This is a genomic window from Desulfovibrio subterraneus, assembly GCF_013340285.1.
GTDB classification, from domain to species: Bacteria; Desulfobacterota; Desulfovibrionia; order Desulfovibrionales; family Desulfovibrionaceae; genus Halodesulfovibrio; species Halodesulfovibrio subterraneus.
Window position 1 is genome coordinate 65,637 of sequence record NZ_BLVO01000001.1, and the last position, 24,006, is coordinate 89,642.

The window sequence follows — 24,006 nt, forward strand, 5'->3', positions numbered from 1 at the left end:
TCTCTATAAAAATGCGCCTTTCTTCACACTGAGTGAGCATTCAGTCCGGTTGCCAACCCCGATAAAAGTCACTATACATCAGGGTTCTCTTTTCCGTAACACTGGGAGTATAGAACATGCCGCACAAAGGTCCACACATATCCATTAGTTCCGAATCGTTAGTGAACCGGGTGCTGCGTATTGATCTTGACGAGTTCGAGGACTGGCCGGAAGCCGTCCGTGAAACGGCCATCGCGCTGGCCGAAGAACTTTTTCTCGTCCGATACAACCCATTCATCGACGCCGAAACCGTCCGCCAGAGCGTGCAGACCCGATTCGATCAGGCTGTTCCCAGTCTGGCGCATCACTACGCCACCACGCTCCGCGAAGGGCTTACCATGTTCTGGAGTTCCTTCGACTCCGACATGGCATTTCGTGAAGAACTCATCAAACGCATCGGGCAGGTGGTTCCCAAAGACCGCATAGATACCCGCCCCGGTTCGCTCGTGGAATGTTCCACAGACGCCACCGACCTGCGCATGGAACTTCCTTTGCTGGTGGTCGCGCCCTCCAGTGCCGAGGAAGTGAGCGCCGTGGTGCGCCTTGCCAACGAGATGAAGTTCGCGCTCATCCCGCGTGGCGGTGCATCCGGCTGTACGGGCGGTGCCATTCCCGCCCGCAAGCGTACTGTGGTCATGACGCTGCAGAAGCTCAGCCGCATCAAGGATGTGGACCCCGCCGCCATGACCCTGACCGTGGAAGCCGGTGTTATCACCGCTTCCGCCATCAAGGCCGCAGCGGACAAGAACCTGCTTTTCACGGTGGATCCCGCCTCCAAGACGGCATCCACCATCGGCGGCAATATTGCGGAAAACTCCGGCGGCCCCTTCGCTTTCGAATACGGCACCACGCTGGACAATATTCTTTCCTACCGCATGGTCACCCCCACAGGGGAAATCGTGGACGTGGAGCGTGTGAACCACCCCCGCCACAAGATCATGGAAGATGAAACTGCCGTCTTTGAAGTGAAGGACATTTCCGGCGGCGTGCGCACGGTCATCACCCTGAAGGGCGATGAAATCCGCAAGCCCGGCCTCGGCAAGGACGTGACCAACAAGTTCCTCGGCGGCCTGCCCGGTGTGCAGAAAGAAGGCACCGACGGCGTCATCGTCGAAGGCTGCTTCATCTGCCATGCGCAGCAGAAGCACTTCCGCGTGGTGGTGCTGGAGTTCTTCGGACGCTCCATGCACAACGCCATGCTCGTCATCAAGGAAGTTGTGGCCCTGCGTAACACCATCCGCACACAGGGCGATCTGGTCAAGATTTCCGCCCTTGAGGAATTCGGCGTCAAATACGTTGAGGCCATTGAATACCAGAAGAAATCCACCCTGTACGAAGGCACGCCCATTTCCGTGCTCATTCTGCAGCTCGACTCCAACGACGAAGATGCGCTGGAAAAGAGCGTGCGCGACATCGTGGAAATCTGCGCACCCTTTGATCAGGTGGACGCCTTTGTGGCCAAGGACGCAGCCGAGGCAGAGCACTTCTGGGAAGACCGGCACAAGCTCTCCGCCATTGCCCGGCGCACCTCCGGCTTCAAAATCAACGAAGACATCGTTATTCCCATAGACGTCATTCCCGATTTCTCGGACTTCATCGAAGCCCTGAACCAGAAGTGCATGGGCAAGGCATACCGCGCCGCCCTGCAGGACGTGGGCCGCGTGCACGGCATGCCGCTGGAAGACAAGTCCATGAACCGGGAATTCACTTATGCCTCCAAGGTGGCTCAGGGCAAGATTCCCACCTCCGAGCTTTCCGATCAGGAAATGCTGGAGCGTGCGGCAGCGTATTTTGACGAACTTGCCGAAGCGCACCCGAACCTGAAGCGGCATTTCCAGAAAATCTACGACCACATGCTGGCCACGCGCATCATCATCGCCAACCACATGCATGCGGGCGACGGCAACTGTCACGTGAACATTCCCGTGAACTCCAACGACCCCGTCATGCTGCACAACGCCGAAGAAGTGGCCGACGAGGTCATGGCCAAGGCGCAGGAAATGCATGGCGAGGTAACGGGCGAGCACGGCATAGGTATTACCAAGATCAAGTTCCTGTCTGAAGAGAAGATGCAGGCGCTCAAGACCTTCAAGAGCAGAGTGGACCCCCACTCCATCATGAACCCTGCCAAGCTTACCCAGCGCGAAACGCCGGTTAAGCCCTTCACCTTCTCCTTCAACAGGCTCATCAGGGATATCCAGGCCTCCGGTCTGGCGGACAAGGACCGCCTCATCGGCCTGCTCACGAACATTCAGGTCTGCACCCGCTGCGGCAAATGCAAGCAGGTGTGCCCCATGTTCTTCCCCGAAAAGTCGCTGCAGTTCCACCCGCGCAACAAGAACCTGAGCCTCGGCGCACTGCTTGAGGCTGTGTATTATTCGCAGGTGAACAAGGGCAAGCCGGATGAAGGCCTGCTCACCCAGCTGCGCAAGATGATGGAACACTGCACCGGCTGCGGCAAGTGTACCGCCGTGTGCCCTGTGAAGATAAACTCTTCCAGCGTGGCGCTTGAACTGCGTGCCTTTGTGGATGAAGAAGGCGCTGGCGGTCACCCCATCAAGTCCAAGGTGCTGGATTATCTCTCCAGAGACATCCATTCCCGCGTGCCCCGGGCCGCCAAGATGGCCGCAATGGGACAGAAGATGCAGAACAGGGCGCTCAAGTTCATTCCGGCTTCATGGCGCTCCGGCCTTGAGAACCCGCTGTTCTCCGGCCCCGGCCCCGAGATGGGCTACCGCAGCCTTGCGGAGGCCATTAAGCTTGAGAAGGGTTCCATCTTCATTCCCAAGTCGCGCTCGGGCAACGCGCCCCAGCATGCCCTGGACGCCGTGTTCTACTTCCCCGGCTGCGGTGGTTCGCTGTTCTACCGCAACATAGGCCTTGCAGGGCTCATGCTGCTGCTCAAGGCAGGCTACGCCGTCATCATGCCTGAAGAGCACCAGTGCTGCGGCTATCCGCTGCTGGCGGCCGGCAAGGACACGATCTACAAGCAGAACCGCGAACGCAACATCATTTCCATGAAGACGCTGTTCGACAAGGCTGCGGCGCAGGGCCTGAACGTGACCTGCGTGGCCACGGCCTGCGGTTCCTGCCGCGAAGCGCTGGAAAAGTATGAGCTGCCTGCCAACCTGAAGGCCGGTCTTGTGCACAAGGACATCGTGCAGATCATCACCGAGCAGGATGGCAAGGAAGGCGGACTGCAGATTCCCCGCTTTGCGCAGGGTCAGCCCCTGCTGTATCATGCGGCCTGCCATGCGGAATGGAGCGGCGTGCACAAAGTGAAGGCGGGCGGAATATACCAGAAGGCCCTTGCAGAGATGACCGGAGCCAAGGTTGTGCTCAACCCCGGCTGCTGCGGCGAATCGGGCATGGGTGCCATGACCAACCCCGACATCTACAACAAGCTGCGCACCCGCAAGCAGCAGAATCTGGAATCAGGTCTCACCGGGTATCCGGAAGGCGCTCCCGTTGTGGTGGGCTGCCCCTCATGCAAGGTGGGCATTGCCCGGAGCTTCATCAACATGCATGAAAAGCGCCCCGTGCTGCATACCCTTGAGTACCTTGCGGCCAACATGTACGGCGAGGACTGGAAAAAGACCTTCAAACGCCTTGCCACCGATGCGCTGAACGGCAATGCCGTCCGCGTTGTGGACGACAGCGCTCTTTAGCGACCCTATCCGCCTCAGACCGAACACGCCGCTGAACCGAACGACGCAGCCGGAAGGAGAAACTCTCCTTCCGGCTGTTTTGTGTTCACATATGAGAAAGGCCGCCGTGCACGAAACACGGCGGCCTTTTTGCCGGGTGGGCTTCCGGCGAAGGGTCATGTGAAGGAGAACAACGTGTTTTCAACCACCGAGGGTGCTTGCGGCCAGTATCTCAAGCGATACCACAAGAGCGGCAAAGCCAAGCATATACAAAGAGTCCATAAGGGTTTCCTGCCACTATCCAAATTTATTCGGAAGGAATTCGATTCGGTTGTGCCTCTGCGGCACCGCCCTTTTCCGTACGCTCGCCCTGTGAGTCGGGGAACTTCAGCGAGTTTCTGAAAAAACGACGAACAGAGCCTGTCCCTGCCTGCGGAGACGTGATGCTCAATTTCCGGATCATATTCCCTCCAATGCGTATCTGTTGCGATGCTGTTATCGGCTGCGTTGAATCTGTTTTATTGAAAATGATTTTCATAATCAAGTAAAATTTTCATTTCTTTTCCCCTTTCACCGCATAAACAAGCAAACACTCTGAAATAACAGGCTTTACAATAATAGCTGCAGCACGATCCGCGCCCACTAAAACCGTGCAGGGATATGCAGGCCGCACAAGGGCGTTCTGCCGACGATGCATATGAGAGGATACGAAGGCTTGCAGCCTTACCTTTGCGGCGAAATCACCGTTTGTCCTTACGGCCATACTCGACCCGCGCGTCACAGATTGCCCGGTGGTTGGCATCCGCCCAGCCGATCAGTGTCTGCATGGGAACCAGAAACGAGCGGCCAAGCTCTGTCAGGCAATATTCCACACGCGGCGGCACTTCCGGATACACGGTGCGCAAGATGAAACCGTCCTGTTCCAGATGCTTCAATGTTCTGGAAAGCATCTGCTTGGAGATATCCCCTAATTCGCGCAACAACTCGTTGAAACGCAAGGTTCTGGTTTCCAGCGCTTCCAGTACCAACAGACTCCATTGATCGCCTATGCGGTCCAGCACGTCCCGTATGGGGCACGGCTGTTCAAACTCAACCCCACCAATTTCGTTCTCAAGCTCCGGCATACGGCTCCCTTATTCTTACACGGTCACACAAAAGTGACCTGGTACTTTTTTTCTGACTTCTTGTGCGAGATTTCAGGCTCTGCTAAAAAACAACTTCGGTCTACTTAATAGACCAAGTCTGAAATAAATACCATCTTAATTGAGCCGCCCTCCCCACACGCCAAACGGCACGGCTGGCGGCGCACAAACAACACATAACAAGGAGCGATATCATGATATCTCTGAAGCAAACCATTCTGGCAGGCGCTGCCATGCTGCTGGCTCTGGCCGGAACCGCCAACGCTCAACCTGTTCGCGACATCAAGACGGAAGAAGCAAACCGGGTACTGGTTCTGAAATTTTACGACACGTTCTTCAACAAGCATCAAGTAGATGAAGCCGCGAAAGTGGTGGCCGACAACTACATTCAGCACAACCCCACTGTACCGGACGGAAAAGAGCCGTTCGTTTCATACTTCCGGAGCTTCTTCAACGAAAACCCCGAATCGAAGGTGCGCATCGTGCGCAGTGCGGTCGATGGCGACATAGTGTGGCTGCACATCCATTCGGTTAACAAGGCCAAGGATACCGGCGAGGCCGTTGTCGACATCTTCCGCGTACAAAACGGCATGATCGTCGAGCATTGGGATGTCATTCAGCCGGTGCCGCAAACTGCGGAAAATACCAACACCATGTTCTAACACCATGGGGAAGCTGGGGCAGCCTCTGACCTGAACGAGGAATGCATCCCGCAACTTCCCGCACATCCATCGACATATTGCTGCCTTCGGAGCCCGAACAGGACGTATATCAGAAAGACGTCCTCCCCTCTCCGAGAGAAAGGGGGGAGGCAGCAATATGCCACTTCAAGTGGTGTTACCCCTGAGAGGGGGGCGGGAAAACCCAGGCGAAGTAACGCTTGGAAAACGGATTTGAAACCACAAGGCAGGTTCTCATGAAAATAGCGATTATCGGTGCGACAGGTTTTGTGGGCGCCCCCATATTGCGAGAGGCCGTCTCGCGGGGGCACCAAGTGCTGGCCCTTACGCGCAACGCGAAGAATATCCCCGCGACCGGCTCCGTAGCAGTAGAGAAGGTTGACGTACACGACACCGCAGCTCTTGCGCAGGCAATAGCCGGCTATGATGTGGTCATACACGCATTTGCCCCTCCACGTTCGGATTCCATGGAAACGCGCATAGCCCGCCAGGCGCAAGGTACCGGGAGCATCATCAAAGCCATCAAGCAATCGGGAGTCCCGAGATTGGTGGCAGTGGGCGGCGCAGGAACTGCCGAAGTGGCACCCGGAGTGCCGTTGATGAACAGCTACTTCTTCCCGCCGGAATATGAAGGTGGCGCACGCTCCACAGCTGTCATCAAAGACCTGCTTCAATCCGAAGACGCCTTTGACTGGGTGTTCATCTCGCCGCCGAACTTTCTGGAAGAAGGACCACGTACCGGGAGCTATAGAACCGGAAAAGACAATCTGATCATAGAGCTTTCAACCGGGCGCAGTTACATGAGCACTGCAGACTATGCGGTTGCCATGCTGGACGAGATAGAAACGCCCAGACACCACCGGCAGCGGTTTACTGTGGGCACCTAAACATAGCTTGCCTTGAGAATGGATGCACCCGGATAGAAAGACACAAAAAAAAGCCCCCGCTTTGCGGGGGCTTTCGTCTTCAATTCAAATCACTGCCTAGGCAGGTTCGAATTCGCTCTTGGGAGCGCCGCACACGGGGCACACCCAGTCAGAGGGAATATCATCGAACTTGGTACCGGCTGCTACGCCGTTATCGGGATCGCCTTCGGCGGGATCGTATTCATAGCCACAGATGGTGCAAACGTACTTCTGCATTGGATAGTCCTCGTATTTCTCTTGGTCTTACAGCTCAGCCTTCCAGTGGCCGTGCAGGTTGCAGTATTCGCGGGCAGTGACCTTGGTTGCGGAGATGCAGAATTCTGCTTCCGGAGCTTCGCCGGGCTTCAGGAACTTGGTGTAGCTTACGCCGTCGGCAACCAGCTCGATCCACTGAATCCAGTGCTTCTCTTCCATGGGATGAGCAACAGCGCCCACCTTCACCTTGAAGCCGTTGGGGGTCTTCTCGATGACAGGTACGTGCTTTTCCTTGGCTGCGTCAACAGTGCCTTCGGCCTGAAGCTGCATTTCTTCGCCACAGCATACAAGTTCGGCACCGCCGCCGACCAGAACTTCAACCATGTTACCACAGTGCTTGCACTTGTAGACTTCAAGGAAATTAGGCATGAATGACTCCTAGCTATCGTTAATGTTTGATTGAATACAGTAATATATTTTGTCAGTAACAATTCCTAACACAGGCATCATACATCCTTAGCGCGGTCAGTTCAATCCCAAAGTGAAATTTTTTCGAGTCTGATATCGCAAGCAGTCCTCAGGCAGCGATGCCTTCTAAGCAGGATTGAGCAGCAACTGCAGGTCCGAGGCGGCGAGTTCAAGCTCGCGCTCGAACATGAGGCCGCATTCATCCCCGCTTACCCAGCGTACCGAGCTGCCAAGCCCGTTCAGCTTCACCCCGTTCATGTTCAGCATGGTATCAAAGTACACTGCAGCCTGTATGGCCGGACGCGTGTCCGCACCATTGAGAAAGCGTATCCTGGCTCCGCCGGGGCTTATGTCGATAAGATGCACTTCCAGATTTCTGCCCCCGTGCTGCACCCGGCACACATGTCTGAAGCCGTAAGCTTTGAGTTCCAGCCGCGAATGTTTTCTGCGATCAACGTGTGATGCGCTCATATTTCCCCCGCTCTCGGTTATGCGCAACAAATCCTGCCGTGAAAAATACAGCCCCCGGACGCATGCGTCGTCAGCGCCGCAGGTCCGTATCCCCGTTGTTCCAACGCCATGATACTTTCCAAAAATACGCCCCGCAAAGGGCCCTCTCCATGATTATTCCTTGAAGCGTTCCACCATGGCACTCAGCTTGTGCGCCATGCCCGCCACCTCGCGAATGGCCTCGTTAGCCTCCTGTATGCGCCCTGCAATGGTCTGCGACAGATGGTTTATGGAGTTGATGCTTCTGTTGATCTCTTCGCTCGTGGCGGACTGCTGCTCGGAAGCGGTGGCAATGGAGCGCACCATATCCGCCATCTGCTCGGAACGCTGCATGATTTTGGTGAATATCTCGCCGGTATCTCCGGCCTTTTCCGCAGTGCGCACGCTGCGCTGCTGGGTTTCATGCATGCCCGCAACTGCATTGCGGGTGCTTTCCTGAATATGCACGATGGCCTGCTCAACCTCGCGCGTTGCGGTCATGGTCTTTTCCGCGAGCTTGCGCACCTCGTCCGCCACCACGGCGAACCCGCGACCGGCCTCTCCGGCCCGCGCGGCCTCAATGGCGGCGTTCAGCGCCAGCAGGTTGGTCTGGTCCGCAATATCGTTGATAACGCCGATGACGTTGCCGATATTCTGCGCGCTCGTGGCAAGCTCATCCAGACTGCCCGCAAGCTCTGCTGCGCGGGTGGACATATTCTGCGTTTCCTGCACGGTGGAATCCATTTCCCGGCCGCCCTGCGTGGCTTCGTCATTGGCCTTTTCCGCAAGCTGGGCCGTGGTGGTGGCGCTCTGGCTTACCTCCAGCACAGAGACATTCATCTCTTCCATAGCGGTGGCCACCTGACTGGTCTGCCCTGCCGTTTCCTCGAACTTGCCGGTCACCTCACTCATCTGGGCGGAGAGCTGCTGGGCCGCAGACGCAAGGTTCATGGAAATGGCAGTCACCTCCTCCGCAACGGCCAGCAGGCTCTTGCGGTTCGCTTCTATGCGGGCCTTGTCCTGCTCTTCCTGCGTCAGGTCGATCATGACGCCAATGGCTCCGGTTACCGCGCCACTGGCATCCTTGAGAGGAGAAAACTCGTACTGAAGGGGGAAGTGCACACCGTCGCTGCGGCGATAATGCATGCGGCCGCTGGTACTGCGCCCGGTTGCCAGCACCTTGCCGGCAATATCCTCGTCATGGCCGCCGCCCTGCAGCAGTTTGTCCAGACGATGATCTTTGCTTGTGGAACCGTTTGAGCCGAGAATGGCCTTGATGGGAGAGTTCGCATACTCTATGCCCTGCTCCTTGTTCACCACCACAAGGGGGACGATAATACCGTTCAGCACCGACTGGTTATATTGCAGCTGATCGCGGATGGTCGCCACCATCTTGGCAAGGTTGCCGCACAGTCTGCCCAGTTCGTCGGTACCGGAATCGTTGAAATTGATGGAGTAATTTCCCTTCTCGATCTCGTGGCTGATGCCGGTAATGCAGCGGATACGGTTCACGATGCCGAACTTCATGAAGAGCAGCAGAACCGCAATAAGGCCCGCCATACCCGCAAAGGAAAGACCGGCCCCCACATACTGCGCCTTGTGCAGCATGCCCATTTCACCGGAGATGTCCTTGAGCATGACCATGGAACCGAGAATCTTGCGGCTTGCCCCGTGGCAGTGGTGGCAGCTTTCCGCATTCTCGATGGTGTAGGTGGCGGCAAAATACGGTTTGTCTTCAAGGGTGAGGGTCTCAAACCGCTTCACGGGCTTGTCCAGCGCCTCCTGCACCATGGCCGCAAGCACCGGGCTCTTGACCTCGCGGACAAGCTCCTTGCGCTCGCTGGATTCCCGCGTGCCGTAGCTCACCACGCCGTTGAAGTCGGTCAGAAACACGTCGATATGCTCGTATTCCTCCCGGATATGGGCAAACTTGGCTCGGGTGCCTGCATCGTCACCCACGGACATGGGATCTTCGATGGCGCTCAGCAGCATGTCTGAAATAGATGCCGCCGCGTCGTGGATGAGATAAAAGGCCGTTTCCTTCTGATTATAGGAATTCGCGAGAAACAGGCCGGAGAAGGAAAGAACTGAAGCCACAGTGACAAGGAAGAGAACCTTCATTCCCAAAGAACGAAGCAAAAACTGCATAGAGCCTCCCGTACGCAGTGACTGCGCAGCGATAGGGCCCCGCCATCCGGCACCGGACAACAAGACCACCCCCTGACAGGAAAGGACAGCAACCCCATCTGAGAGCACTGTATCGCAACACCCACCAACTCACTCTATCGCAATACAGTACAACACATTACCAGACCTGTAGAATACTCCACAAGTCACGTCAAGGCAGGCATCAGTTTTAAAACAGAACTTCTGCAGTTTCTGCAAGGTTCACTGCAGCAGAGAAACTCCCGCAACGACTATCTGCGGCCACGCCTCAACTGGTATTTGGCCACAGCCGCATTATGTTCCTGCAGTGTCTTGCTGAACTGATGGCTGCCGTCGCCCCTGGCCACAAAATACAGATATGCATGTTGCTGGGGAGATAGTGCCGCGCGGATGGATTCCAGTCCCGGCGAACATATGGGTGTGGGCGGCAGCCCGGGATGAGAATAGGTATTGTAGGGATTGGTCGCGTTACGCAGATCGGCACGCGTGATGTTGCCGTTGAAGGCGGGACCTATGCCATAGATGATGGTGGGGTCTGCCTGCAGCAGCATATTGCGCCGAATGCGGTTCACATACACACCCGCCACCAGTGCCCGTTCTTCAGGCACAGAGGTCTCTTTTTCCACCAGGCTGGCAATGGTGAGAATACGCCGCAGCTCCTCGGCAGGGGGCGGACCGGCGGGCCACAGGGGAGATGTCTTGGCCCAGAAGGTTTTCACAAGTCGGGAGGCGGTGTCCCACGCGGTGCGGGGGGTCATGATCTCCGGCTTGTCCATGAGATAGGTTTCAGGAAATAAAAAGCCTTCCGCATTATCGAAGGGGATATTGTTTTCCTTCAGAAAGGCCGGATCATGAATGACCTGCCGGAAGTCACCGGCACGGGCAAATTCCTGTGCCTCCACGGCTTTGGCCACATCCCACCACGCAAGGCCTTCAGGAAATTGCAGACGATACTGCACAGGCATGCCCTTCACGAGCATGTCCAGCACCTGATCCGGCGTCCAGCCTGTATTGACGATGAACTCACCCGCCTGAATAGAACCGGTAAGCTTGCGGTAACGCGCCAGCAACCGGAACTTACTCACGCTGGTGATGACATGCTTCTCGTGCAGCGCAGCCGCCACTTTGTCAAAGCTCATGCCGGGACGGATGCGGATGTGCACTTCCTGTCCCACTTCCTCGGGAGCCGTATCCAGAAAAGATCTGGCCTGCTGCCACGCAAACAGGCTGGCAAACAGAATAAGGGCCGCAATGGTGCCCATGCTGACAGTCAGCGCTTTTTTCATGCGTTGCCATCTGCCATGCAGCGCTGGTGCTCAGGCTGGTTGAGAAAGGTTTCAAGAATGCGCACGGCTGCCTGCTGGTCCACAACCTTCTTTATCTCGCGCTCGTTCAGCCCTGCTTCGCGCAGGTCTCCCTCGGCCTCGTGCGAGCTCAGTACTTCGGTCATGTAGTAGACCGGCAAATCGCACCGACGCTTCAGACGCTCCACGAAATTACGCACCTGACGGGTGATCAGTGTTTCCGTGCCGTCCAGCAAAGTTGGCAACCCCACCACAATGGCAGCAGGGCTCTCCTCCTCAATGAAGGCGAGAAGTTCCGCAAAAAAGCGGTCCTTGGTCGTCATGACCAGCGTACGACGGGGAAAAGCCATGCGGCCGCCCGTGTCCGTTGCGGCAAGGCCGGTTCGCTTGGTCCCGTAGTCAATGGCGATACACTTCATCTCGGCGGTTGTTTCCTCGGCAGGGAGAATGGTAGAAGCCCCCCGTGAAAGGGCCTTCTTACCGCGGTGTTGTAGCCTGAGACTCTTGCCCGATCAAGCACCTTGTGCAGAATGCAGATGCATAGTCCAACCACTCATACATGTTAGTTCCAGCCGCACCTTAACCGCAGAATCATCCTCTTTCTTAAGCTCAAAAAGAAAACGGACTCTGTCACCAGAGTCCGTTCTCATTATTCCTGTTAACCAAACCATCAGGCTGCGTTTCTTTGCCTTCTGTACGTATGCAGACCAATCATGCCCAATCCGAGCGCCAGCAGAACAAATGTGGCAGGCTCAGGCGTGGGGGTAGGCACATGGGTAATGGTGAAGCTGGTATTAATGGCGGTTACAGCTGACTCACTGGTTGTCCACCCGTAATACTCGACATCAGGATTCAGATTCAGCAGCGAGACATAGGCATCCGAGATACGCTGAAAGCTGCCGGTGAAATCAAGAGTATAGGTTTCCCCATCGTATTCAAATATCCCGGAGCCCACTTCAGGATTCTGCAATATGAATACGTCCGACTGAAGATTGCCGGTATTCGATGTTTCATAAAAATTAAAGCTCAGCGTGGTTGCAAGCACTTTGGTAAGCGCGTTGACCGGGTCAAGAGCAGTGAGCTCAAGGGCCGCAAGCACGGTACCGGACGTCAGAGAGCTGCCATATATGGGACGATTGTAATGGGTCATTGTCATAGCAGCCGCTCCGGCAGCTGAATTGGTATCAATCTGGCCGCTTACAGGAGAACCGAGAACAATACCGCTTCGGGGAGTGGCCAACTGATAAGGATTACTGGACCCCCACCAGGCCTGCGTATAGGAGTCCACTGCGGTACCATCTTCAATCGTTATGGAGTTTGCCCCGTACGTGGCAAGCCCGAAATCGCCACTCGGAATGTTCAGCTCAACAAAACCTGCATCATACGTGTAACTCCACGTGTTCACGACAGCCGCCGAAGCAGGAATCGCGAGGAGTGCGACCAGCAGTACGCTTAAGGTAAGACGAAGAGTATGTTTCATCATGACGACCTTCCATTCTATATTGTATTCTTCCACCTACCTCCACGTAGCATTCACCATACCAAGCATGACTATGAAAACAACATTGGTATGTTACCTCCATTGCACCTCCGGCATGCAAACTCAAAAAATGACAGTTTATCCGAACCAACTCACTCAATATGGATATTTTCCCGACACATTACGTCACAGCATAAAAAAAGCGCACGCACAATGCCGTGCGCTTGGGGTACCGATTTCAGCCCTCCACAAATCCATATCAATCTACGGTGTGTCCGGCAGAGGCTATCCTCCGGGCATACTCACCACTAAATAGAAATATCCGCGGCAACTACGCCCAGGATATCGCCCTGTGCGTTCCTGAACGGGCTGGAAACCGTGATGCACGGCGCGCCTGTGGCGTCAGATACATACACGCTGGAAACGTACAGGCTGCCCGTCTCCATGGGGCCGCTGAACCACGGTCGCGACGACCAGTCTCTGCCGCGTGCCGAAGCATCGTCCCTGCTCTCGCTTCCGGGCCGGGGAATGTTGGCAGTGGGCTGCACGCCTTTCGCATCGGTCATGTAGAGCAGTTCCACGAAGCGGTACCTGCCGATGACGGAGCGCATGGCCTGCTCCTGCCGCTCGGGCTTGCCGGAAAGAATATCGGGTGATGCCACCAGCGAATTGATCAGCTCATGCACCTTGCCGCCGCCGATGAGCCTGAACACGCTGTTCAGGTTTGCAAGATTGTCCACCTCGCCGGAAAGCGTGGCAAGCGAAGTCAGCGATTCCTGCATATGCCTGCTTGTGGTGCCGGATATTTCATCCACCCGCCCGATGATGGAGCTGATGTGCTCCGTGCTTGCTGCCTGCTGGCTTGCGGCCGCAGCTATGGACTGAATCTGCCCTGCGCTGTCTTCGGCAAGGGAAACGATTGTACGCAGCAGCTCGCCGGAAAGTGAAGCCTTGCCTGTGGCGGAATCCACAAGTCCGGCAGTCTGGTGCATGCCTTCACGCGTCTGCGCAACGCCCTGCTTTATGGCCGCAATCTGGCTGCCCACTTCGCCGGTGGCCTGCATGGTCTTTTCCGCAAGCTTGCGCACCTCGTCGGCCACAACGGCAAAGCCGCGTCCGGCATCCCCCGCCCGCGCAGCCTCGATGGCGGCATTCAGTGCCAGAAGGTTGGTCTGGTCCGCAATGCTGGAAATAATCTCCATGACCTCGTCAACCGCATCCGCCTTGGCACCAAGACCGTTCACAACGCTTTCCAGCGCCTGCGTCTGCGCATGCACGTCGGTGATGGCCTGTACGGTCTGCTCCACCGACACGGCTCCCTCCTGCGCCCTCGCCCGCGTGGTGTCGCTGTGCGAGGCAGCCGCCTCGGAAGCTTCCGCCACCTGCTGCACGGCCGCATTCATCTGCTCCATGGCAACGGTTGCCTCGCCTGCCATTTCCTGCTGTCGGGCGGAGCCTTCATTGGCACTGCGGGCTGCCTTTTGCAGTTCGGCGCGTGCGGCACGGATGCCGGAGATGGAACCGTCCAGAGTTTCGGATGAATTGAGCAGCCCCTTGCAGCGGGCAAGCTCGGCAAGTTCACGCGTCTCTGCAATGCCCTTGCGGTATTTTTCCGACAGTGCACGCAGCTCGCCCGCCTCACGCGCAGACCGCCCCCCCTCTTCTCGCAGGGCGGACACAGCTGAAACCAGCCGTTCCACCAATAGAATCTGTTCTTTTTTCAATCCGGACACATCGTCCGCGCCAATCACGCTTGCACTTCCGGCCGCAATACGCCCCTCGGCCATACGGTCAATGCAGGCCAGCAGACGCGCCTCTCTGCGCGAAGCCCCCACGTATTTCAGCCAGCCAGCCAGCGCCAACACGCAGCAAACAACGGCCACCACCCCTGTTGTCAGAGTTGCAGTTTCCACGCCCCCCACGGCAGCCTGAACGGAACGGGGCAGCCCCAATCCCATAAACAGAGCTATCGCCAAACCTTTGCACATGACGCTGGCGCCATGGTACTCTTCTCGTTTCATGGAATATCACCTCATTCTGTTCCAGTGTCGGACAAGGCTACACTCTTGGCGTAAAATAACTATGATGACAACAAGATACAATTTTGTAGGTAACGACAAACAACAAAGCGGCAGACTACAAAAACGCAGTCTGCCGCATGAGTTATCCAATATGGCACAGGCACGAAACGGGATCAGCCGAGGCTCGTTGCCCCCCACAGGGCAGCGCCCAGTGCTCCGCCCATATCCGGCTCGTCCGGAATGAGCAGGGAACCGCTATCCGCCCCCAGTTCTCTGGCCAGCAGATCACGGATGCAGGGGTTGTTCGCCACCCCGCCCGCAAAGACCAGGGGGAACTCCAGCCCCACCCGCCGAAGCATGTTCACCGTGCGCCTGACAATGGACTGGTGCAGGCCTAGGGCAATATTCTCCGGCTTCACCCCCTGCGCCATGAGCGACGTGGCCTCGGTTTCCGCAAACACCGTGCACATGGAGTTGATGACGGGTGCCTCGGTGCCGAGCATGGCGTATGCACCGAACGAGGCCACATCCATCTGGAATACGGTGGCCGTGTATTCAAGGAACTTGCCGGTTCCGGCGGCGCAGCGGTCGTTCATTTCAAAACGGCCGACCTTGCCTCCCGGCAGCAGGGCAATGGCCTTGGTGTCCTGCCCGCCTATGTCCAGCACCGTGCGCGCCTGCGGGAAATGATGGCAGGCCCCGAGCGCATGCGCCCGGATTTCAGTAACGGTCTCAACAGGCACGCCCAGATCCATATCCTGCACCAGCGCGCGCCCGTACCCCGTAGCCACTATTCTGTCCGGCATACAGTCTTCCAGCAGAAGACGGCACTGGCGCACGGGGTCAAAGGTTGTGGGCAGACGGCGCTGCACCGTCGTGGTCCAGCCTGAGGCTGAATCCGGCTCGCGAACCACAAGTTCCATGGACCGCGAGCCGATATCTATCCCGGCAATGCGCACGGTCTATTTCACCATTTCCACAAAGGCTTCAATACGGGTCTTCAGCTGTTCCACGTCTTCCATGCTGTAGTCGGTTTCAATGGAAAGCATGGGAATACCGGCTTCACGCAGGGCGCTGTCCACCTTGAGGGCCTCGTGTGCATAGGGCTGGCAGAACATGAGGGAATAATGCACCACGCCGTCGGCCTTCAGTTCCTTGGCCATGCTCACCACATTGTCGAGGCGCTCGGTATTGGGGGTAAAGCAGGCACAGTCTATGCGCATATAGCGGTCCACAATGGCGTCGATCATGGCGTCCAGCGAATCGGCAGACTCATCAACCAGATCGCGGGTGTTGCGGGTGCCGATGCACGATTCCTCGCCCACGATCACCGCGCCGGAGCTTTCCATCACATAAGGCAGCTTCCAGTTCGGCACGGCCATGGGACAGCCGGAAAGCAGCAGACGGGCCGTCTTTTCCGGCACCACACCCTCGCCGCGTTCGATGCGGGCTTCCATCTCGTCGCACAGCGCGTTCACAGACTGGGTAAAGCGCACCGGATCGTCATAGAACGAAACCTGATTGATAAGCAGGGCATCGCGTCCGGAAATGGGCGCGGGGTTGGCCGCCCGCAGAGCGGAAAGACGCTGCAATGCGCGACGCTTGTCGTTGACGATTTTGATGCCCTTGGCAAGCTTATCGGGGGTTATGGTCACACCGGTCAGGCTTTCCAGCTCGCTCTTGAAGCGCAGCACTTCGGAACGGAACAGTTCGCGGGCGCTGGCACTCTTGGTCTGGGGCAGTTCCATAACGTGCATGTTCACATGCTCGGCAAAGGCTTCATATGCCTTTTTCTTGCCGTCGCAGGTGGTTTCGCCCACGACCATGTCACAGGATTCGGTATACGGACACAGGCGTGCCAGCTTGAAACCGATAAAGGATTTGATAAGTGCGCAGGTGTTGCGGGGTACCAGCTTTTCTGCCTGCTCTGTTCCTGCGTCCGCACCGGCACACAGGCCCACGTGCACGGCGTTGGCGGCAAGGGTCAGCTCTTCCGGCACAAACACGCAGAAGGTGCCGATGATCTTGCGCCCCTCGGCCTTGGCGTCCTGCAATTCCTTCACGCGCAGCCCGTGCACTTCACTCAGCACGAAATCGAGATACTCCATCCCTTTCAGGCGACCCTGCTGGGACATGTAAATATCGCCGTAAAATTTGCCCAGCACGGCAAGCAGGCCGTCGTGGGCATCGATATCAAGATCCAGCTTTTCCCACATTTCCTTGTACGCAGCGTTACTCATCGCAATACTCCTTCATTGCATTGGCAGTGTCATGCCATCGAGAACAGGATCGGCCGAAGCACGGAAAAACATCGGCTCCGGCCCGTTGCAACACATCGGACCAGCCAGCCCGCCGCAGAATTCCGGCGACCGCCGTCCGGCAACGAACGGGTGGGCGAGTATCGGCGGCTCCCCGCCAGTAGGCCAGTCAGGCCTGTCAGGTTTGTCAGGCTTGTCAGCCCGGATACCGGCACGGGGAAAGGGTATTGCACCTTGTACCAACGCATATCCGCTGCATCCAATCGATAATGGCGATAGAGATAGATGAATTAAATTACATTCATCAATAAATGATGCAGGGTTCGTCCCACTCCGGCCTGTGCAGGTCAATCGTTGTCCCCCGGCATGGGGCTGCCGTAAATACATCCGGCAGATAAACAGACAGCGCCCCTTGTTGCAGGTTACCGGTTGCCGGTTGCCAAAGCCACGGCGGGCAGGTACATCTCAGCCCGTAAAGCGCCCGGCAAAAGGCGCAGGAGCACTCCCCCAGCCGGACAACTGCTCCCCGACAATACGCCCGAAGAATGCAACCGGAAGAACGATACCCATGAGTGAACAGCAGCAGTACATAATCGGCGTGGACGCCGGAGGCACCTATACCGACGCCGTGATCATGGATGCGGCCACCGGACAGGTTGTCGCGTCCGCCAAGCGGCCCACCACCCATTACAATCTCAGCGAAGGCATTTGCGCCGTTCTTGGCGCTGTCATGACCGAATCGCAGGTACCCCCGCAGGCCGTGAGTGTGACCAGTGTTTCCACAACCCTGGCGACCAACGCCCTTGTGGAAGGCAAAGGGGCGGAAGTGGGCCTGTTCATCATCGGTTTCAATCAGCGGCTGGAAGTTCCCGCCGTTGCAGCCCGCTTCATTCCCGGCGGCCACACCATCAAGGGGGAAGAGGTCGAACCGCTTGGCGTCAATTTTGTGCTGGATGCGCTGCAGGAACTGCACGGACAGGTCGACGCATGGGCCGTATGCGGCTCCATGGCCTTCATGAACCCCGCGCATGAGCTGGTCACGGCCAAGGCTATTCAGATTGCGGGCAAAGTGCCGGTATTCTGCTCCCACGAGGCAAGCATGCGGGCAGGCATGAAGGAACGTGCCACCACGGCCTGTCTGAACGCCCAGCTCTTGCCGGTCATGAGTGATTTTCTGGACGGCATAGAACGGGCGCTGAAGAGCCTGAACATCACCGGCACCGTCTATGTGGTACGCGGCGATGCCCGCGCCATGCCCATGGCCGAGGCGCTCCGGCAGGCGGCTTCCACCGTTGCCAGCGGCCCCGCTGCAACCGCCCTGTTCGGCTCGCACCAGTCACAGATGCAGGGAGCCGACATACAGGATGCCCTTATTCTGGACGTGGGCGGCACCACCACCGACATAACGCTCATACGCTCCGGCAAACCCGTCATCGATGCCGCAGGTATGACCATAGGCAAATGGGAAACCCACGTGGAAGCCGTGGAGATGTTCACGGTGGGCGTGGGTGGCGACAGTTTTGTCCGCCCCGCCAAGGATGGCACCTTCACCCTCGGCCCGTCGCGCGTGCTGCCCCTGTGCATGGCGCGCAACCTGCCCGCGCCGGAAAAATGGCTCGGCCACGACCTGAACGCCCGCTGCATTCTGCCCGCCCCCGCGCTGACGCAGGACGACATAGCCTCTGACGACATTCTGCGACACCTTGCGGAGCATGGCCCGGCCACGCCCGAACAGCTCATGCGCAGCCTGAAGCTGGCGGAAATCACCGTTGAGCAACGGCTTGTCAAACTGGCGAGAAAGCAGAAGGTAACGGAAACCGGCTTCACCCCCACAGACGCCCTGCACGTGCTGAACCTGCTGCACCTTGGCGATGCAGAGGCCGCAACAGCGGCGGCCGCACTGCTCGGTGCTCCCCGAAAACAGGATGCGCACGCCTTTGCGCAAAGCGTTCTGGCCGATGCAGAACGCATTATCGAAGAAACCGTTCTGCGCCATGTAACCCGCCGCGAAGTGGGCGGCGGCCTTGCGGCCTTTCTTGCCAACAGGGACAGACAATCACTCATTACCGTAGACGTATCTCTGAATGTGCCTATGATAGGCATCGGCGCAGCTGCGCGCCTGCTCTTGCCCGGCGTGGCCAGACGGCTGCGCACCACCATCACCTTCCCCGAGCGGCATGAGGTGGGCAACGCTCTGGGAGCGGCGCTCATGGCCCGTCCGCTGCTTCGGGACAAAGGAAACAACGCATGATCCGCAACCGGGCAAAGCACCCCCCTTGCGCTTGAACTGCACGTAGGTTTGCTATAACAGACATTTCTGACGCATTTCGATACGTTAACGCAGAAACGGACGCAGTCCGGAGGAGAAGCGCATGGAATTTCGGCCCAAATCATTTGAGGCATGCATAGAGGTTGGCAGCGAATGCGAAGACTGCAGCATAGTACACGCATGGGTACACGTGGACGGAGTGTGGACCGTGCACGCGTGGGGTGAAACCGACCTTGCCGTATACGACCTGACTGTCACCCGCGATCCGATGCACAAAAGCGAATATTATCAGGAAATGGGCGTTACCGAAGAGCGCCTCAAGCGGTACAGCCGCATCGAATTTTTCACCCTGCTGGGCGATCACAAGCATTTCGGCCCGTACGACAAGGAATTCTTCTTTGCCGAAACATCCGAAACTGACCCGCTGCTCACGACGGGCAAGTAGCCTCTTCTTCAGAAAAACAGGAGCCCCCCGGCATTGGCCGGGGGGCTTTTTTTCATCTCTCTCAACGCATTCAGACGCAGCTGGCCCAGACTCGACTGGCCCAGACTTGACGGTCCAGGCCCGGCCGATGCACCGGCATGTTAACCGGTCTTTTCGGTGCCTACGGTATACTCGCCCTTGGCCTTGTGCTTGCAACCGGCCAGAGGAGCCACCGCAACGGCAGCCATGAGGATCATCATGATGACACAGATGATCTTTTTCCATGTACTCATGGGGCTCTCCTTTTATTGAGGATGAAAAGGAGCTGAAAACTACATTCTATCCCGCAAACACATCCGACCCGTACTGAGCCATAAGCTCGCCGGTCTCGCGATAGTGGTTGCGCATGTGCTGTTCTATGGCCGCGCCGTCGCCTGTCGTGAGCACTGCAAGCAGTGCCTTGTGGCGCTTGTAGATGATTTCCGGCGCATACAGGGCCTTCAGGTGGTGGCTGAGCAGAAAGTGCGTTACCCGCCTGCTGGACCGCTGGGAAAACTCCACCAGCAGTTCGTTATCCACCTTGGCGAACAGGGTGTTATGAAATTCGTGGTCCAGACGGGTCAGTTCGTTCAGATCGCGGGAACCGGCAGCAATTTCGCCCATTTTTTCGACGATTTCGGTCAGCCGGTCAAAATCCCCTTCTGAAAACTGCTCTATGGTCTGGGCAATGCCGAAGCCTTCCAGCACGCCGCCCAGCACGTAGCTGTCCAGAATCTGCTTGGCGGTGAGAGAAACCACGGACTTGCCGACCTGCGGACGCGACACCACAATGCCCTCACGCATCAGTTCCAGCAGCGCTTCGCGCACGGGGGCGCGACTGATCTGCAGCTCCGCCGCAACCACGCTTTCCTTGATGCGCTGGCCGGACTGAATTTCGCCGTTCAGGATCTTGTCCTTGAGGTACTCTACAACCTGCTCAGAATATGTACTTTTTTGAATCATGCATGTTCCTGTTCCGGCAGAAGAACCATGTTCTCCCCGCCGTCGATGCGTGAGTATACAGGCAGAGTGCCTTGAATATCAACCTGCATGGAAAAATCGTTCGCGTCCGCCCTGCAAGACCCATTCTCCCGCCTGAAAAACGGCATATGCCGTGCTTCTTCCCTGCCTGTGCAACGCATCTGCAGACCTGCCCCCGCATACGGACTCATACGGCAGATTGTTTGCCGCTGCATTGCCTCAAACCATAGATTCGTCTATGTCTGGGCAAATGTTCTTCCGACAGGTTCCGCGTATCCCTTTCCGGCGCGGCTGCGCCACAGGAGGCTCCATGAGACACAGCGTGTTCACGGTTTCACTTTTCACCCTTGCCTGCGCAACCCTGCTTGCCATGGCAGGATGCACGCCCAGAACCACAGGGCAGGCAGGCATGGCAGTGCCGTATGCCACGACACCGGACTTTGCCACCAACCCCTTTGCACTGGGTGACGGAGGCCAATGGGGAACCGGTCTCGTGCTCGCCGACATTGACCGCAACGGGTATCCCGACCTTGTGGTTTCTGCCGGCAACGACAAGGACAACCAGAACGTGGTTGTCTATTTCAACTACGGCAACAACAACATATCGCCCAATCCGGGCTGGGTATCGGCCGACAAGGACCATCACGGCACCATTGCCGTGGGCGATATTGACGGCAACGGATGGCCGGATCTGGCCGTTTCCGTCTTTCTCGGCAAAGATCTGGCATACGAGGGCGGCGGAGTGAAGGTCTATTACAATTACGGCCCGCCCAACTACCTGATGGCGGATCCCTCGTTCACCGACACCGGCTACCCTTCCTATGGCTGCGCATTGGGAGACATCGACGGCGACGGCGATCTTGACCTTGCCGTGGCAGGCGGCGAGCCCATCCCCGAGGTGGAAAGCTTTGCCACCCAGACCTGCGGAAGCGGCAAAGCGTTCGCCCGGCATGAGGGAACGCAGGCTGCCCGCCTCAGAGCCGCTTCTCAGAAAACGGCAACCGGCGGAACACAGGAACCGCCCTTTGTCACGCCGGGGCGCATATACATCAATAACGGCGGAAAATTCTCCAGGGATGCCATATGGACAACCAGCGAAAGCTTTGTTGCCATGGCCGTGGACTTTGCCGATGTGAACTACGACGGCCTCATGGACGTGATCTTCCAGTCCGCCCCCATACGCATTTACCTGGGCATGCAGAAAGGCGGACAGGGCGGCATTCTCAACACCCCCGGCTGGATGAGCGTGGACGCCAACTACTACGGCAACGGCTTTGACTATGCCGCCTCCATGACCTTGCCGGAGTCACTTGAAAAGCCGGTCTTTTCCATTGCTGCCTCATCCAACAGCTACATGGGTCAGGGCCGGGGTGGTTTCTCGCTCTATCGCTTCCTCTCCCCCTTTGTTGTCCAATATGCCCCGCACAACAGCGTACCCAACTGGCAGTCCAAATACGGCGACTGGGGCAGCGGCGTGCGCCTCTCGGATGTTGACGGCGACAACAACCTCGACATGCTCACCCACCGCTGGAACACGCCTGGCTTCAACGACCTGAACGGCAGGCTGCTCATCTATCAGGGCAACGGCGGCCTGTTCACCGAGACTCCCGTATGGCAGTCCGACGCCACGTCCATCATAGAAGTCATTCAGGTGGCCGACCTCGACCGGCGACAGGAACAATCCGCAACCATGAACCTGACAGTAAGCAATGAAAACTGGAGCGACACCCAGACCGGACAATCCGTTGTCTATCTGCCGCAGCAGGTCATAGCCTCCGTCAACTGGGTGCGGGTGAACGGTGTGCAGCTCGCGGCCGGCAAGCAATATACCTTTGTTCCCGGCCGCAACTGGATATCCATCTACAAACCCGTGCCGCAGAACAGCACCATTTCCGTGAACTATTCGTGGTCGGAAAAGCTGGATGTGGTCTACACCAACTGGAACTGCGACCTCGGCAACTACATCTATTTCCACCGATAAGGCTGCAGATGATGCTGTCGTCCGGTCCGCATACAGACCGGCTCACCTGCAAAAACATCTGACAATTTAGAGAGATACAAAAGGGGCTCCGGTGAAAGAACTCACCGGAGCCCATTGTCCGCCACTTTTCCGCTTCCGCCTCTTGACCTGAAGAGCTTTTCGTCATAGCTAACATATGAACAGTTGTTCATATGTAAACCACATTCGCTCCCTGCCATCATGAAGCAGTCGGAGGAAGGAAGCATCCAGCATGGATATCATTACCACCTATTTAGCCGCAGTGTGGGACATTCTTCTCGAAGCCTCTCCCTACGTGCTGTTCGGTTTCTTTGTTGCGGGCCTGCTCAAGGGCTTTCTGCCCGCAGACTTTGTCGCCCGTCATCTTGGCAAGGGCAAACGGGCACCGGTCTTCAAGGCGGCCCTTTTCGGCATTCCTCTGCCGCTGTGTTCCTGCGGAGTCATTCCCGCTGCTGCCGGTTTGCGCACACAGGGTGCGAGCAAAGGCGCGACGACCTCATTTCTTATTTCGACGCCGGAAACAGGCGTGGATTCCATCGCCGTTACCTACGCCCTGCTGGACCCGATAATGACGGTTCTTCGCCCGCTGGCCGCGTTCATTTCCGCCATTACCGCAGGCCTTCTGGTGGATGCCCTGCCTGCGGAACGCGATGAGGCAAAGCCCGCGCCCTCCGCAGCCCCCTCTGCAGATGCCACCACACCGGCCGCACATTCCGCCAAGCCCCTTGGCACTGCTCCCCTGCAGGCATTTGACCCTGCGCAGGCCGTGCACATGGGCGGACACGACCACGGATGCGGTTGCAGCAGCGGCAGTTGCTCGACCTCTGCCCCTTCCGACACCCCGGCAGACGGTCCGGCTTCTTTCATGGACCGTTTCCGCAAGGGCATGCAGTTCGCCTTTGGCGAGCTTATCGCCGACATAGGCAAGTGGCTGATCATCGGTATTTTTATTGCCGCACTCATCACGACCTTCCTCCCCATATCCTTTATTGAGGAATATGTGGGCGACGGCCTGTTCGGCATGATTCTCATGGTTGTGGTGGGTGTACCCATGTATGTATGTGCCACCGCATCCACCCCCATCGCCGCCGCTCTCGCCCTGAAGGGGCTTTCGCCGGGCGCGGCGCTGGTCTTCCTTCTGGCAGGCCCTGCAACAAACGCCGCGACCATAACCGTGGTTTCGCGCATGCTGGGCAAGCGCGTTGCCGCCGTGTACGTGGCCAGCATTGCCGTAGTGTCCGTATTGCTGGGGCTGGCTGTCAATCAGGTATACAGCGTGCTCGGATTCTCAGTAAGCAACTGGGTGCAGGCTACAGAAGAACAGGGGCACGGCATTATCGCCGTCATCTCCGCGCTGGTGCTCATCGGCCTTGTGGCGCGGCAGATGGTTCTCAGCCGTCTGAACCGTCAGCACGGCCATGCATGCCATTCCCATGGCTGCTCCTGCAGCTGATACCCTTCTTCGTCTCCGCAGCATAC

General features: G+C 57.5%; 21 protein-coding genes. 7 read left to right on the forward strand and 14 right to left on the reverse strand.

Going from position 1 to position 24,006, the window contains the following annotated elements; genetic code table 11:
* The first annotated feature begins 116 nt into the window (after positions 1-116).
* Positions 117-3,707, forward strand: coding sequence for an FAD-binding and (Fe-S)-binding domain-containing protein (locus HUV30_RS00255; RefSeq protein ID WP_174403400.1), 3,591 nt, complete (start codon positions 117-119; stop codon positions 3,705-3,707).
* 286 nt (positions 3,708-3,993) lie between these two features.
* Here the strand turns inward: HUV30_RS00255 and HUV30_RS00260 are convergent, their stop codons facing one another.
* Positions 3,994-4,149 (reverse strand): hypothetical protein, encoded by a 156-nt coding sequence (locus HUV30_RS00260; RefSeq protein ID WP_174403401.1) that lies wholly within the window; start codon positions 4,147-4,149, stop codon positions 3,994-3,996.
* 277 nt (positions 4,150-4,426) lie between these two features.
* On the reverse strand, positions 4,427-4,810 hold the full coding sequence (locus HUV30_RS00265; protein ID WP_174403402.1) for a winged helix-turn-helix transcriptional regulator: 384 nt from the start codon (positions 4,808-4,810) through the stop codon (positions 4,427-4,429).
* 212 nt (positions 4,811-5,022) lie between these two features.
* Here HUV30_RS00265 and HUV30_RS00270 point away from each other — a divergent pair, with 212 nt between their 5' ends.
* The gene (locus HUV30_RS00270) at positions 5,023-5,490 is read left to right on the forward strand and encodes a nuclear transport factor 2 family protein (protein WP_174403403.1); all 468 of its coding nucleotides are present in this window, start codon (positions 5,023-5,025) and stop codon (positions 5,488-5,490) included.
* Positions 5,491-5,744: 254 nt separating this feature from the next.
* A complete protein-coding gene (locus tag HUV30_RS00275) occupies positions 5,745-6,395 on the forward strand; it encodes an NAD(P)-dependent oxidoreductase (protein WP_174403404.1) in 651 nt (216 codons plus the stop codon).
* Between the two features lie 96 nt (positions 6,396-6,491).
* On the opposite strand, the gene rd is transcribed toward HUV30_RS00275, so the two are convergent.
* The 10 genes from rd to HUV30_RS00325 all read right to left on the reverse strand — a co-directional run bounded on the left by rd (position 6,492) and on the right by HUV30_RS00325 (position 16,797).
* Positions 6,492-6,650: a rubredoxin gene (gene rd, locus HUV30_RS00280; protein ID WP_174403405.1), complete on the reverse strand. Its 159-nt coding sequence runs from the start codon at positions 6,648-6,650 to the stop codon at positions 6,492-6,494.
* 27 nt (positions 6,651-6,677) lie between these two features.
* Complete coding sequence (locus tag HUV30_RS00285) at positions 6,678-7,058, reverse strand: desulfoferrodoxin (protein ID WP_174403406.1); 381 nt, start codon at positions 7,056-7,058, stop codon at positions 6,678-6,680.
* 165 nt (positions 7,059-7,223) lie between these two features.
* Positions 7,224-7,568 (reverse strand): PilZ domain-containing protein, encoded by a 345-nt coding sequence (locus HUV30_RS00290; RefSeq protein ID WP_174403407.1) that lies wholly within the window; start codon positions 7,566-7,568, stop codon positions 7,224-7,226.
* Between the two features lie 153 nt (positions 7,569-7,721).
* Positions 7,722-9,734 (reverse strand): methyl-accepting chemotaxis protein, encoded by a 2,013-nt coding sequence (locus tag HUV30_RS00295; protein ID WP_174403408.1) that lies wholly within the window; start codon positions 9,732-9,734, stop codon positions 7,722-7,724.
* A 269-nt stretch (positions 9,735-10,003) separates the two neighbouring features.
* Complete coding sequence (gene mltG, locus HUV30_RS00300) at positions 10,004-11,038, reverse strand: endolytic transglycosylase MltG (protein WP_174403409.1); 1,035 nt, start codon at positions 11,036-11,038, stop codon at positions 10,004-10,006.
* Positions 11,035-11,475 (reverse strand): Holliday junction resolvase RuvX, encoded by a 441-nt coding sequence (ruvX, locus tag HUV30_RS00305; RefSeq protein ID WP_174403410.1) that lies wholly within the window; start codon positions 11,473-11,475, stop codon positions 11,035-11,037. Before ruvX ends, mltG begins: the two co-directional genes overlap by 4 nt.
* A gap of 251 nt (positions 11,476-11,726) precedes the next feature.
* Positions 11,727-12,572 (reverse strand): THxN family PEP-CTERM protein, encoded by an 846-nt coding sequence (locus tag HUV30_RS00310; RefSeq protein WP_174403411.1) that lies wholly within the window; start codon positions 12,570-12,572, stop codon positions 11,727-11,729.
* Between the two features lie 272 nt (positions 12,573-12,844).
* Positions 12,845-14,557, reverse strand: coding sequence for a methyl-accepting chemotaxis protein (locus tag HUV30_RS00315; RefSeq protein ID WP_174403412.1), 1,713 nt, complete (start codon positions 14,555-14,557; stop codon positions 12,845-12,847).
* Between the two features lie 173 nt (positions 14,558-14,730).
* Positions 14,731-15,516: an acyl-CoA dehydratase activase gene (locus HUV30_RS00320; RefSeq protein ID WP_174403413.1), complete on the reverse strand. Its 786-nt coding sequence runs from the start codon at positions 15,514-15,516 to the stop codon at positions 14,731-14,733.
* Between the two features lie 3 nt (positions 15,517-15,519).
* Positions 15,520-16,797 carry a double-cubane-cluster-containing anaerobic reductase gene (locus tag HUV30_RS00325; protein ID WP_174403414.1) on the reverse strand — a complete coding sequence of 426 codons (1,278 nt, stop codon included), beginning with the start codon at positions 16,795-16,797 and terminating at the stop codon, positions 15,520-15,522.
* A gap of 586 nt (positions 16,798-17,383) precedes the next feature.
* Between HUV30_RS00325 and HUV30_RS00330 the strand changes: the two genes are divergently transcribed.
* Both HUV30_RS00330 and HUV30_RS00335 read left to right on the forward strand, forming a co-directional pair.
* Entirely contained in the window at positions 17,384-19,066 is a 1,683-nt protein-coding gene (locus HUV30_RS00330; protein ID WP_174403415.1) for a hydantoinase/oxoprolinase N-terminal domain-containing protein, read from the forward strand.
* 121 nt (positions 19,067-19,187) lie between these two features.
* Positions 19,188-19,529 (forward strand): hypothetical protein, encoded by a 342-nt coding sequence (locus tag HUV30_RS00335; RefSeq protein ID WP_174403416.1) that lies wholly within the window; start codon positions 19,188-19,190, stop codon positions 19,527-19,529.
* Positions 19,530-19,669: 140 nt separating this feature from the next.
* On the opposite strand, the gene HUV30_RS18440 is transcribed toward HUV30_RS00335, so the two are convergent.
* Together HUV30_RS18440 and HUV30_RS00340 are read right to left on the reverse strand one after the other, a co-directional pair.
* Positions 19,670-19,801, reverse strand: coding sequence for a hypothetical protein (locus HUV30_RS18440; RefSeq protein ID WP_269890516.1), 132 nt, complete (start codon positions 19,799-19,801; stop codon positions 19,670-19,672).
* 46 nt (positions 19,802-19,847) lie between these two features.
* Positions 19,848-20,510 (reverse strand): GntR family transcriptional regulator, encoded by a 663-nt coding sequence (locus HUV30_RS00340; RefSeq protein WP_174403417.1) that lies wholly within the window; start codon positions 20,508-20,510, stop codon positions 19,848-19,850.
* Positions 20,511-20,838: 328 nt separating this feature from the next.
* On the opposite strand from HUV30_RS00340, the gene HUV30_RS00345 reads away from it, so the two are divergent.
* On the forward strand, positions 20,839-22,509 hold the full coding sequence (locus tag HUV30_RS00345; RefSeq protein WP_174403418.1) for an FG-GAP repeat domain-containing protein: 1,671 nt from the start codon (positions 20,839-20,841) through the stop codon (positions 22,507-22,509).
* Positions 22,510-22,759: 250 nt separating this feature from the next.
* Positions 22,760-23,980: an SO_0444 family Cu/Zn efflux transporter gene (locus tag HUV30_RS00350; protein WP_174403419.1), complete on the forward strand. Its 1,221-nt coding sequence runs from the start codon at positions 22,760-22,762 to the stop codon at positions 23,978-23,980.
* Positions 23,981-24,006: the final 26 nt, after the last annotated feature.

Coding starts and splice junctions, on each gene's coding strand:
- HUV30_RS00255 (WP_174403400.1), top strand. CDS start 117: ATGCCGCACAAAGGTCCACACATATCCATTAGTTCCGAATCGTTAGTG.
- HUV30_RS00260 (WP_174403401.1), bottom strand. CDS start 4,149: ATGATCCGGAAATTGAGCATCACGTCTCCGCAGGCAGGGACAGGCTCT.
- HUV30_RS00265 (WP_174403402.1), bottom strand. CDS start 4,810: ATGCCGGAGCTTGAGAACGAAATTGGTGGGGTTGAGTTTGAACAGCCG.
- HUV30_RS00270 (WP_174403403.1), top strand. CDS start 5,023: ATGATATCTCTGAAGCAAACCATTCTGGCAGGCGCTGCCATGCTGCTG.
- HUV30_RS00275 (WP_174403404.1), top strand. CDS start 5,745: ATGAAAATAGCGATTATCGGTGCGACAGGTTTTGTGGGCGCCCCCATA.
- rd (WP_174403405.1), bottom strand. CDS start 6,650: ATGCAGAAGTACGTTTGCACCATCTGTGGCTATGAATACGATCCCGCC.
- HUV30_RS00285 (WP_174403406.1), bottom strand. CDS start 7,058: ATGCCTAATTTCCTTGAAGTCTACAAGTGCAAGCACTGTGGTAACATG.
- HUV30_RS00290 (WP_174403407.1), bottom strand. CDS start 7,568: ATGAGCGCATCACACGTTGATCGCAGAAAACATTCGCGGCTGGAACTC.
- HUV30_RS00295 (WP_174403408.1), bottom strand. CDS start 9,734: ATGCAGTTTTTGCTTCGTTCTTTGGGAATGAAGGTTCTCTTCCTTGTC.
- mltG (WP_174403409.1), bottom strand. CDS start 11,038: ATGAAAAAAGCGCTGACTGTCAGCATGGGCACCATTGCGGCCCTTATT.
- ruvX (WP_174403410.1), bottom strand. CDS start 11,475: ATGAAGTGTATCGCCATTGACTACGGGACCAAGCGAACCGGCCTTGCC.
- HUV30_RS00315 (WP_174403412.1), bottom strand. CDS start 14,557: ATGAAACGAGAAGAGTACCATGGCGCCAGCGTCATGTGCAAAGGTTTG.
- HUV30_RS00325 (WP_174403414.1), bottom strand. CDS start 16,797: ATGAGTAACGCTGCGTACAAGGAAATGTGGGAAAAGCTGGATCTTGAT.
- HUV30_RS00330 (WP_174403415.1), top strand. CDS start 17,384: ATGAGTGAACAGCAGCAGTACATAATCGGCGTGGACGCCGGAGGCACC.
- HUV30_RS00335 (WP_174403416.1), top strand. CDS start 19,188: ATGGAATTTCGGCCCAAATCATTTGAGGCATGCATAGAGGTTGGCAGC.
- HUV30_RS18440 (WP_269890516.1), bottom strand. CDS start 19,801: ATGAGTACATGGAAAAAGATCATCTGTGTCATCATGATGATCCTCATG.
- HUV30_RS00340 (WP_174403417.1), bottom strand. CDS start 20,510: ATGATTCAAAAAAGTACATATTCTGAGCAGGTTGTAGAGTACCTCAAG.
- HUV30_RS00345 (WP_174403418.1), top strand. CDS start 20,839: ATGAGACACAGCGTGTTCACGGTTTCACTTTTCACCCTTGCCTGCGCA.
- HUV30_RS00350 (WP_174403419.1), top strand. CDS start 22,760: ATGGATATCATTACCACCTATTTAGCCGCAGTGTGGGACATTCTTCTC.